Annotated in this window: 6 protein-coding genes and 1 pseudogene; all 7 read right to left on the bottom strand. The window is 68.4% G+C overall.

Features of this window, described 5'->3' with window-relative positions; translation table 11 throughout:
• On the bottom strand, window positions 1-2,178 hold a 2,178-nt coding region (locus NTX40_09270), incomplete at its 3' end, for an endo-1,4-beta-xylanase (GenBank protein MCX5649267.1).
• 243 nt (window positions 2,179-2,421) lie between these two features.
• Window positions 2,422-3,297, bottom strand: coding sequence for an agmatinase (gene speB / locus NTX40_09265; protein ID MCX5649266.1), 876 nt, complete (start codon window positions 3,295-3,297; stop codon window positions 2,422-2,424).
• Window positions 3,298-3,320: 23 nt separating this feature from the next.
• Entirely contained in the window at window positions 3,321-3,884 is a 564-nt protein-coding gene (locus NTX40_09260; GenBank protein MCX5649265.1) for an arginine decarboxylase, pyruvoyl-dependent, read from the bottom strand.
• A gap of 212 nt (window positions 3,885-4,096) precedes the next feature.
• On the bottom strand, window positions 4,097-4,693 hold the full coding sequence (locus tag NTX40_09255; protein ID MCX5649264.1) for an XTP/dITP diphosphatase: 597 nt from the start codon (window positions 4,691-4,693) through the stop codon (window positions 4,097-4,099).
• A gap of 10 nt (window positions 4,694-4,703) precedes the next feature.
• Complete coding sequence (locus NTX40_09250) at window positions 4,704-5,897, bottom strand: hypothetical protein (GenBank protein ID MCX5649263.1); 1,194 nt, start codon at window positions 5,895-5,897, stop codon at window positions 4,704-4,706.
• Window positions 5,898-6,044: 147 nt separating this feature from the next.
• Window positions 6,045-7,257: pseudogene (locus NTX40_09245) on the bottom strand (aspartate aminotransferase family protein).
• 64 nt (window positions 7,258-7,321) lie between these two features.
• Window positions 7,322-10,240, bottom strand: a complete 2,919-nt coding sequence (gene ileS / locus NTX40_09240; protein MCX5649262.1) for an isoleucine--tRNA ligase — start codon at window positions 10,238-10,240, stop codon at window positions 7,322-7,324.
• Between the last annotated feature and the right edge of the window lie 670 nt (window positions 10,241-10,910).

The raw sequence follows: 10,910 nt of genomic DNA, 5'->3' as shown, positions 1-10,910 counted from the left end.
CCCGTCGCGTCCGAGGCGGACCTCGACGGTCCTGGAGCGCCGGTCCGCCCGGGCGGTGATGCGGTACGATCCGAAGAAAGCGCGGACGGCGATGCGTCCTTCCTCGTCGGTCCTTCCGGCGGCATCGGTCCGCCAGAGGTGCTGGATCAGGCGGTCGAGGGCCTCGTAGGCTGGTTTCGGCGAGAGGTCCGCCCGGAGCAATCCCCCCGGCGCGTTCTGCCACGCGAAGGCATCCGACAGGTCCCACCACGAGATGCTCGCGACCTCGGGACGGGCGAACGCTTCCGTGTAGAACCGCCGGACGGCCTCGGCCTGTTCGGTCTCCTGGTCCGGCCCGCCGAGGATCGTGATGGCCGACACGTGGACCGGCAGCCCCGCGTCGCCGCGAGGCGTGCGGGCCGCCGCCGCCTCGTCCAGAGTCCGGCGCACGAGGTCCACGGGCCAGGCGCCCGCGTGCTGATGCGCGAGGACGCCGACGCCCGCGACCGGCAGGCCGGCGGCCTGGAGCGCCGCCGCCCGCTGCGCGAGCCGCCTGGCGTCCGGGTCGTGCAGGATGAGGCCGCCCTTCGGTCCGGCCGACGCCGCCCAGCGAACGACTTCGTCGGCCGACACATCGGCCGGTCCGACTTTGATCTCCCCCTGGACGGGGGTGAAAATGTCCCACCAGTCGATGCGGCCGGCGTATCGCGCGACGAGCCCGCAGACGTGCGACTCCGCCGCCTCCCGCGCCCCGCCGGGCGCCATCTCGGCCGCCCATCGCGGGACCGTTTCCTCGAGGAGCACCGGGTCGCCCTTGACGGAAAGGTTTTTCTTCTCGGCCCATCGGAGCATCCGGTCGATCGTGTCGAACTCGCGGCGGCCCTGGCGGGGTTCGATCGCGGACCAGTAGAGCGGCACGGTCACCAGGTTGAAGAGGTGCGTCAGCGCGTCCTCATACAGCCGGTTCTTCCGCTCGTTGCCCCATTGGCCGAGGGCGAACGCGTTGCATCCGAACAGAAACTCATGCTGCGTCTGGACGATCTCGACCTCGGCCCCCTCGACGCGCCCGCCCTCGGCGTCGAGGACGCGGACCGTCAGGTCCCGCTGGCGCCAGTTGCGGATGTCGCTTTCGAGGCGGGCCATCAGGACGTGTTCCTTCTCCACCTGGTCCGCCAGCCGCCGCGTGTCCTGGAGGACGTCGGCCAGGCGAAGCGCCGCGGAGGCGGCATCGCGCTCCGACACGCGCGCCCCGCCGAGCGTTTCCCACGCTGCCGCGGCGTCGGCCATCGCGGCCAGGAGATTCCTCGTCTCCGCGCCGAGCGATTCCGACAGGCCGGTGGCGGCATCGACGGCCGCCGAGGCCGCTTCGGGCGATTCCCCTGCCCCGTCGCCCCCCAGCCGATAACCCCACTCCGCCGCCAGCGACTTGAAAAACTCGAGGCCCAGCGACCGCGCGCCCGAGTATTCCCCGAACGTCGCGTACCCCTCCGGCAGCGCTTCCAGACGCGCACGCCGCATCTGGAGGTCCGTGAGCGTCTGCTCGGCCCACGCCGCCAGGTAGAGCGTCGCCTCGGCCCGCCGCTCCAGCGTGACAGGGTCGTCGAGGCGGTACTCCTCGGCGAGCGCCGCGGGCACGTCGGCCTGGTGCTGGACCTCGATGGGCCGATTCTTGTCGTCCGCCACACGGACGGAGAACGCCCACTGCGCCCCGTAGTCCACGACGCGGACGAGCAGGCGATGCCAACCGCTCTTCAGTTCGACCACGATCTCCTCGGCGTCCGCGCGCCAGGAACGTTTCACGTCGTGTTCGAGAAGCACCCAGCCGTCGATCTCCGCGCGGACCGCGTCGTCGCTCCCCAGCCTGAGGACGTACGTCCCGTCCGCCGGCACATGGAAGAACGTGTGCGCCAGGGCCGTGCCGGTCGGCGGGTCGGGAAACAATCGGCGAAGGTCCACCCGGCCGTCCTCTTGGGCGCTCGCCCGGAGCCAGACCCGCCCCAGCGAATAGAGGCCGGGATACCCGACGGCGTCGGGCGCGAGCGCGGGGACCGCCAGTTTCGTCCCCTCCAGGGGCCCGCAGACGGCCCAGTCGCGCAAGAATCCGCCGGTCCCGCGCGCCGCGCATGGGGCTGCCATGGCGAGCATGATGAGCAGCGCCGCCGCCAGCGTCCGGCACGGATTGGATGGAACGTGTTTCACGGCTCGTCTTTCCCCGGGGCGCGGGAACACTTCTGAGCGGCTCTGACCGCAAGCATTTTAACACAAGGGACGGGGCGAGGTTACGGTCGGGATGGGGCGAGAGCGGCGGTCTATGTCCGGAGGACGAGACGGGGTTCCGCGTTCCGGGCTCCGCGTTGGCTGCGGTGAGCCGGAAATTACCCCTGGGGTAATTTCCGTCTAACATGTGGGCTGGGCAGAGGTTACCGTGATTTTCTGGAACACTCAGGAGGACTGGAGGGCCAAGGCGGCGAGTTTGGCGGCGAGGCGGGCGGCGGCAAAATCGCTCGCCGCGTCGCCCTGGGCCGAAAGTTCCACCACGTCCGCCCCCACCACGCGGTGCTTCGAGAAAACGCGCTCCAGGAGGCGCATCGTTTCCCACCATCCGAGTCCGCCCGGCTCCGGCGTGCCGGTCGTCCGGATGACGCCCGGGTCGAGGCCATCGACGTCCACCGTCACATAGACGGGGCCCTCGAGGGCGTCGGCGGCCTCCAGAAGCGCATCGGAGCCGGCAAACTTGTTCGCCCAGAAGATCGGCAGGCCGTGCGCCTCGGCGAACTGGATTTCCTCTCGGCAGGCGCTCCGGATGCCGACGTGGACCGTCCGGTGTCCGTCCTCGACGATTCTGCGCATGACGCAGGCGTGGCTGTAGGGGGTCCCTTCCCAGGAGTCGCGGAGGTCGGCGTGGGCGTCCAGTTGAAGGACGGAGAGGCGTCCGTGCTTCTTGGCGGCGGCCCGCACGAGGCCGAGCGTGATCGAGTGCTCCCCGCCGAGGGCGAGCACCCACTTGCCGTCCGCGTACAACCGGCCGGCCACGGCCGTCAGGCGGTCCGTCATCGCGTCCGGCGCCCCGAGGGCGGGCGCGACCGACGGATGCGTGTGGATGGGGCCGTCGGCGAGGTCGCACCCGAGGTCGGGGTCGAAAGTTTCGACCTGTCGGCTGGCGGCGAGGATGGCATCGGGTCCGCCGCGCGTCCCGGCGCCGTAGGACGTCGTCGCCTCGAACGGAACCGGCAGGACGACGACGCGGGCCTTCGCGTAAGCGGAAGTTTCCGCGGGCAGGCCGAGGAAGTTCGGCGGGATGAGTTCCGGTTCGTCCATGGTCTGGCGGCGCTCGGCCTTCGCTATTCGAAGAGGTCCTGCTGTCCGGTGACGAAGACGGCGGCGGCGAGGACGGTGGTCCATCGTCCGAGTTTGCAGCACTCGTCGCTCTGGGTGACGTTGCGCGTGGTGACGATCTTGCCGCTCATCAGGTAGATCTGTTTGCGTTCGTCGTAGGCCGATTCGGGGTCGAACTCGAGTCCCAGGGTGGTGGCGAGCATGGTGGCGGCCAGGTCCTCGGCGTAGTCGCCGGCGATGGCGCCCGTCTGCCCGAACGCGTGATGCTCCGAGAGATACCCGTACTGCGTTCCCTCGGCGGGAACCGCCAGGCCGATGGAGGCGGCCACCAGACGGTTCGGCTCGTTGTCGGCCGCCTGAGCAATCACGCAGTAAACGATTTGTCCGGGGGGCAGTTGGGCGAGGCCCTTTTCTCGCGGCACGATCTTGCATCCGGGCGGAAAGATGCTGGAGACGCGCACGAGGTTGTATTTCTCGATGCCGGCGTCGCGCAGCGCCAACTCGAAACTCGCCAGTTTCTCGCGGTGAATCCCCACGCCCTTCGTGAAGAACACCTGCTTTGGCACCATCTCTTGTTTCTCCTTATCGTCGGCGCCGCCCCGGCTCGGCGCCGCACCCTTTATTTTTGCGCGGCGGTTCTCCTGAACCGCCGCGATTTCCATCCCAGCGCGCCGGGATTGGGAGGGTGGCGGGTCGGGAGACCCGCCACCCTTTTCGTTATGAAACCCGTTCCATTCTCCCACCCCTTGGAAGCGCGCCATTGTGCGCCTCGAGGGCGATTCTACAAGAGTTTTTTCAGCCGGCGTTTCAGGGCCCGGATCGCCCGGCCGCGGTGGCTCAGACGGTTCTTCGCCGACGGCGCCAGTTGGGCCATCGTCCGCCCCTCCGAGGGCACGAAGAAATAGGGGTCGTACCCGAAGCCGTTCGCGCCCGCGGGCCGGTCCGTGATCCGCCCCTCACAGGCCCCTTCGGCCACGAGGAGGACGCGGTCCGGCGTGGCCAGGGCGACCACACACCGGTATCGGGCCGTCCACGTCTCTTTCGGATGGTCCGCGAGCGCCTCCAGGAGCGTGCGGTTGTTGAGGTCGTCGTTTCCTTCCTCGCCGCCCCAGCGGGACGAGCGGACGCCCGGCCGACCGCCGAGCGCGTCCACCTCGAGGCCCGAGTCGTCGGCCAGGGCCCACTGGCCCGTCGCCTGGGCGTAACCGAGCGCCTTGGCCTTCGCGTTTTCCTCGAACGTGTCGCCCGTCTCGGGGACGGTCGGCACGCCGGGAAAATCCGCCAGCGAGCGGACCTCCAGGTCCAGCCCGCCCAGGAGGACGGCCATCTCCTCGAACTTCTTGCGGTTCCGCGTCGCGATCACCACCGTTCGCGCCATCCCTCGGACCTCACATCTTCGTCGCCGTCACCGACCCGACGAGGACAAAGTCCAGGTTCTTCAAGCCCCGCGCCAGGCGCGGGCTTTTGCGGACCATCTCTTCCGCGAGGCCGGCCGCGTCGAGAACCTGGCGCGTCGCCTCCGGGCTTTGGATCGCGAGGCGCTTGTCTTTCGCGGCGCGCTGGAGGGCGGCGGCCAGGGCGTCGGCAGCGGCACGGTCCGCCCCGAGTTCGGCCGCTTCGGGGCTCCCCGCCGACAGGCCCACCTGCCCGATCCGCGCCCGCTTGACTGGGCCGAGCGACTCGACCAACTGTTTGACGAGCGCCTCGACCAGGGGCCCGATCTCCCGCTCGTGCTGCGCGACGCCCGATGCCTGCCCGCGACCCGCCGCCACGCCCGTCTCCGTGCTCACCAGGCTCAGCGTGACGCGATAGAGGACCTTCGGCAGCGGCGGCCGGGTGGATACCGCAGCCTCGCGGCCGGGAATCCGGATCGCCGTCGAGGGCACCGGCGTCGCCTGGTCCTCGATCCGCAGGTACGGAAACGCCCGCAGAATCTCCAGCGCTTTCGGATGGACGATCGTCGGCTTCCCGCCCGGCCGGCCGATCTTCGACGCGTCGTCGAAAAGGTCCGGACCGAACGCCCCGATCGTAACCATGCTCAGGTGCGGACCGTGGTAAACGTACGCCTCCCTGCCCTCCTTGCGCAACTTGGCGGCATAGGCCTGGGCGTTTTCCTTTCGGCCGGGCGATTCCCATCCCGCCACGTACAGGCTGTAGACGCCCGGCGCCTCTTCCAGCGCCCACGAGGTTTTCGGGGCCGGCTCCGGCACGGGCACGAGCATCACGCCCTGGAACGGGTACTGGCCGCGAGCGTCCCGGATCCGGCGTACCCGCCCCAGCATCTCCCGCGCCTGGGCGTCTTTCCACGTGCGATACCGGCCGACGCACACGGCCGCGTAGTCGGGCCCTTCGACCACGAAGACGTCCGGCAGTTTCTGGTCCGCCAGTTCGCCGGCCAGACGGTCGGCGCTCGGGCGCGCCTCCGGCCCTTGGTATTCGACCAAGAGGATCGTCAAATCCCGCTGCGCGGGTTCGCATCCGCCGACCGCCACGACGACCGCGACGGCGGCCAGCGCCAGGCCCGCCAGGGCCGCGCCTGCGGCGCTCATCGCCCACGGGTTATTTTTGACCCGGTCGCTCATGTTCCGCCTCCTCGGGCGCCTACGGTCTTCGCAGCGCCCGCCAAGGCGGGCGGCGAACACCCTTTCGTTTGCCGTTTGGCCGTTCAATCCGCAATCCGAAATCCGCAATCCGCAATCGAAACATTCCGCGTTGGAAGTCTTCGTCGTTCATTCCGCGTTCTGCATTCTGCGTTCTGATTTGAGGACCTTCGCCAGAACGTCCAGCCCTTCGTCGAGTTGTCCTTGCGTGATGTTCAGGGGCGGCATGATCCGCAGCACCGTCCCATGGGTGCAGTTGATGTGCAGGCCCTTCGCCAGGCACGCCGAGGCGACGCCCGCCCCGCTTTCGGTCAGTTCCACGCCGATCATGAGCCCCGCGCCGCGGACCTCGGCGATGAGAGGCACATCCTGCTTCAGTTCCAGCATCCGCTGCTTCAGATACGCCCCCATCTTCTGGGCATTTTCCAGGAGGTTCTCGTCGCGGATGATCTCGAAGACCGCGCATCCGGCCGCCGCCGCCAGCGGGTTCCCGCCGAACGTCGAGGCGTGCGTGCTGGGCTTCAGGTGCTCGGCCACTTCGGGCTTGGCCGCCAGCGCCCCGATCGCCGTCCCGCCGCCCAACTGCTTGGCCATCGTCATGATGTCCGGTTCGACGCCCGGCACCTGATAGCCCCACCACGTGCCGCACCGCCCGACGCCCGTCTGCACCTCGTCGAAAATCAGAACCATGCCTCGCTGGTCGCACAGGTCGCGCAAGGCCCGGAGGAACTCGGGTTCAGCCACGTTGATGCCGCCCTCGCCCTGGATCGGTTCGACGAGGATGGTCGACGAGGATGGCGGCGGTTTCGCCGTCCACCAACTTTTCGACGGCCTTCAGGTCGTTCAGCGGCGCGTACGAGAAACCCGGCACGAGGGGCGCGAAGCCCTGCTGGTACTTCGGCTGGGCCGTCGCCGTGACCGCCGCGAACGTCCGCCCGTGGAAACCGTTTTCAAAGGAGATGATCTTGTACTTCTCCTTGGCCGTCGCCAGGCGCGCGAGTTTAATGGCGCCCTCGTTCGCCTCGGCGCCGGAGTTGCAGAAGAAGCATTTGCCGCCGAACGAGGTCTTGGCGATCCACTCGGCCAGGCGGCCCTGAGGCTCGGTGTACCAGGTGTTCGGCATGTAGATAAGTTGCGCCGCCTGCTTCGCGATCGCCTCGACCAGGCGCGGATGGCAGTGTCCCACGCCCGTCACCGCCCACCCGCTGAAAAGGTCCAGGTAGCGTTTCCCGTCGGCGTCCCAGATGTACGGCCCTTCGCCGCGCACCGCCACCAGCGGCAACCGCGTGTAGTTGGCCATGACGTACTTGTTGAACAGGGCGATGACTTCCTGCGTTTTCATGTGCTCTCCTGACAAGCGGGTTGTGTGGCACGGCCGGCCTTGCCCGGCCGTGCGCCTTACGCGCTTATTGCGACGCGAGCACTTGTCGGCATCGCGCGCAGAGGTTCTTCGGCTCGCCTTGGCCGACGCTCGGCCACCAATTCCAGCACCGCTCGCACCTCGAATACTTCTGCGGCAGGAGGACGGCGGAGGCGAACCGTTTTTGGTCGGCTTCGCCGGCCTCGGCCCGCTCGCCCTCGAGCGCCTCGGATTCCTCGGGCGAAACGATCACCAGTTCGCTCACCAGGAGGAGCGCCGCGAGCGTCTCCGTGCCGACCTTCGCCAGTTCCGCCCGTTCCTTTTCGTCTGCCGGCGCCAGGGCCACCCGTGCCTCGGTGTGCTTCGCAAAACGTCCCTTCTTGCGGAAGACCTCGAGCAGGGCGTACGCGTCGCGCCGGACGTCCATCAGCCAGTCCCAGTGGGCCAGGAGGTCCTCGTCCAGGAGGTTCGCGTCAACCTCGGGCCAGCGCGCGAGGTGTACGCTCGGCTCGCGCGTGCCCCCGGCCGCGGGCGCGAGGTGCTGCCACGCCTCCTCCGCCGTGTGCACCAGGATCGGCGCGAGCAGGCGCACGAGCACGTCGGCCGTCTCGGCCATGGCCGTCTGGGCGCTGCGGCGGCGCGGCGAGTCCGCCGCGTCGCAGTACAGACAATCCTTCTGCACATCTAGATAAAAAGCGCTCAGGTCGGTGACGCAGAAGACGTGGACGAGGCTGAAGACGCGATGGAACTGGAACGCTTCCATCTGGGCCGTCACGTCCGCCGCCAGTTGCTGCGCCCGCGCGAGGAGCCACCGGTCGATTCCCTCCAGGTCGGCCGGCTTCACCGCGTTCTTCTTCGGGTCGAAGTCCCCCGTGTTCCCCATCAGGAACCTGAGGGTGTTGCGGATCTTGCGGTAGGCGTCCTGGAGGTTCGAGATGAGGGCGTCGGAGGCGCGGATGTCGTAACTATAGTCGGTGCTGGAGGCCCAGAGGCGCACCACGTCCGCCCCGAGCCGCCCAACCTCGTCCAAGACGTTCACCGTGTTGCCGAGGCTCTTCGACATCTTGCGGCCCTCTTCGTCCACCACGAAGCCGTGCGTGACGCACGTGCGGAACGGCGCCTGGCCCCGCGCCACCACGGCCAGCACGAGGCTCGACTGGAACCATCCGCGGTGCTGGTCCGAGCCTTCGAGGTAAAGTTCCACCGGCATCCCCAGGTTCTCGGCCTCGCAGACGCTCCGCCAGGACGCGCCCGAGTCGAGCCAGACGTCGAAGACGTCGGTCTCCTTGCGCCACGTCCGGCCGCCGCAGTCGGGGCACGCCGGGGCCTCGCCGAAAATCTCTTCGACCGTCGCCTCGTACCACGCGGTGCTTCCCTTTTGGCCGAAGAACTTTCCCGCGGCGCGCATCATGTCGCCCGTCAGGACGGCCCGGCCGCACGCTTCGCAGTAGAGGGCCGGGATCGGCACGCCCCAGAGTTTCTGCCGGCTGATGCACCAGTCGGGGCGCGTCTCAATCGTCCCGCGGATCCGCGCTTCGTTCCACGCCGGCACCCACTGGACGCCGCCCACCGCCTCGAGCGCCCGCTGGCGCAGGCTCTTGCCCGTCTCGCCGGAGTCCAGCGCAACGAACCACTGCTCGGTCGCCCGGAAGATGACGGGCTCCCGGCACCGCCAGCAGTGCGGATACCGGTGGACCGTCGTTCCCTCGGCCACGAGGTGCCCCGACTCGGCGAGGCGCGCGAGGATGATCGGGTTGGCTTCCCAAACCGTCTTCGCGCGGATCCACTCCGGCACGGTTTCGTCGAACCGTCCGTCCCCCAGGACCGGGCTGTACGCCGGCAGGCCGCGCCGCATGCCCAGGAGGTTGTCCTCGCGCCCGTGGCCGGGAGCGATGTGCACGAGGCCCGTGCCCTCTTCGAGCGTCACGACGCTCGCGTCGGCGACGACGCGGCGCACCTCGCCTCCCTCCGGCGGGCCCATGAATGGATGCTCGTAGGGAAGGCCAGCGAGTTCGGCCCCCGGGATCGGGCCGGACTTGGTGAGAATCTCAACTTCGCCCAGCCGCGCATTCTTCGCCGCCGTCGCGACGAGATCTTCCGCGATCACTGCTGTGTACTTCCGGCCGCCTTTCGTGAATCGCACAATCGCGTACGTATACTCCGGGTGCACCGCCACCGCCAAGTTGGCCGGCAGCGTCCACGGCGTCGTGGTCCAGACCATGAGATGAAGTGGCTCGCCCCGTCCCTCTAGATCGACGCGAAGAAGCGGGACGCGGCCCAAACCACCGGCCGCATGTTTCTTCATGGGCGCTAGTTTGAAAAGGACAAAGAGGCTCGGCCCCTCGTCGTCGGCGTACTCGAGTTCCGCTTCCGCAAGGGCCGTCTCGCACGACGCGCACCAATGGATCGCCCGCCGGTCGCGGTACAAGAGGCCCTCGTCGGCCAGCGCCGCCAGGACTTCCATCTGGCCTTCCTCGTACGCCGGGTCGAGCGTAAGGTACGGCTTGTCGAACCGCCCGAAGACGCCCAGGCTCTGGAACTGTTCGCTCTGGACCTTGGCGAAGTGGAGGGCGTACTGGCGGCATTGCTCGCGGATCTCGGTCGCGCTCAAGCGGTCGGCCTTCGCCCCGAGTTCCGTCCGCACCTTGTGCTCGATCGGCAGGCCGTGGCAATCCCAGCCGGGGATGTACGGTGAATCGTAACCGCGCATCGTCTTGTACTTCACGACGATGTCCTTCAGGATCTTGTTGATGCCGGTCCCGATGTGGATGTCGCCGTTCGCGTACGGCGGGCCGTCGTGAAGGACGTACCGTCCCTTCGGATGCTCCGCGGCGCGGATCATCCGATAGAGGTCCATTTCGGCCCATCGGCGGCGGAGGTCCGGCTCGTGCTGGACCAGGTTCGCCTTCATCGGGAACTCGGTCCGCGGCAGGTTGAGGGTGTTTTTATAGGCGCTTTCGCCCATGGTCGTGTTCCTTGCTCAAACGCGCCCCGCCCTCCTTCGCCCTTTGGGCTACGGCGGGCAAGCACGCGGGGCGGCTAAACATTTAGCCGGTCGCCTTGGCGACCGCGTCATGTGAAAATAATACCCTGGCGACGCTTCGCTTTCCGGCACGCTCCTTTCCGCCTTCGCCCCGGCGCGCCGGGGCTATGGTGGACGAGTCAGCAAATATCCGCGAGCAGAACCCCGTGGAACCGCGCAGGATATCGGCTTGCTGGCGCGGCTGTCAACTTTCTTTTTGCCCGGCCGGTACGGCGTCAGTTACGGTTGGTCCGGGGATTATGTAGCGCGGGGCTTTATGCCCCGCGCGGCCCTGCGCGGGGGATAAACCCCCGCGCTACAGTCGGCAAGAGCGGTCGCCACAACCGTAACTCACGCATTACCCCGCCGGACCCCTCTCCCTGGAGTGTGACATAGGGTTGTCACGGGGTTTCCGTCCGGCGGCGGGTTTTCCTCGCCTTCGTCGCCGCTTGCTGCCAATGATACCGCAACGGCAGGACGGCCGCAGACAACGACCCCCGTGCGGAGGTGGGGGGATCCCGCACGGGGTCTTTTTTACCCCTTCGTGCCGTGCACGTCGGACGGCGCGGGCGGGCGGAGGCGGTCCAGGCCGCCCATGTACGGCCGGAGGGCC

This window comes from Planctomycetota bacterium (genome assembly GCA_026387035.1).
GTDB lineage: Bacteria > Planctomycetota > Phycisphaerae > FEN-1346 > FEN-1346 > JAPLMM01.
This window is presented reverse-complemented; position numbering and strand designations above follow the sequence as displayed.

Excerpts from the sequence above, each read along its gene's own strand:
- ileS (MCX5649262.1), bottom strand. The coding sequence starts at position 10,240 with ATGGGCGAAAGCGCCTATAAAAACACCCTCAACCTGCCGCGGACCGAG.
- NTX40_09255 (MCX5649264.1), bottom strand. The coding sequence starts at position 4,693 with ATGGCGCGAACGGTGGTGATCGCGACGCGGAACCGCAAGAAGTTCGAG.
- speB (MCX5649266.1), bottom strand. The coding sequence starts at position 3,297 with ATGGACGAACCGGAACTCATCCCGCCGAACTTCCTCGGCCTGCCCGCG.
- NTX40_09250 (MCX5649263.1), bottom strand. The coding sequence starts at position 5,897 with ATGAGCGACCGGGTCAAAAATAACCCGTGGGCGATGAGCGCCGCAGGC.
- NTX40_09260 (MCX5649265.1), bottom strand. The coding sequence starts at position 3,884 with ATGGTGCCAAAGCAGGTGTTCTTCACGAAGGGCGTGGGGATTCACCGC.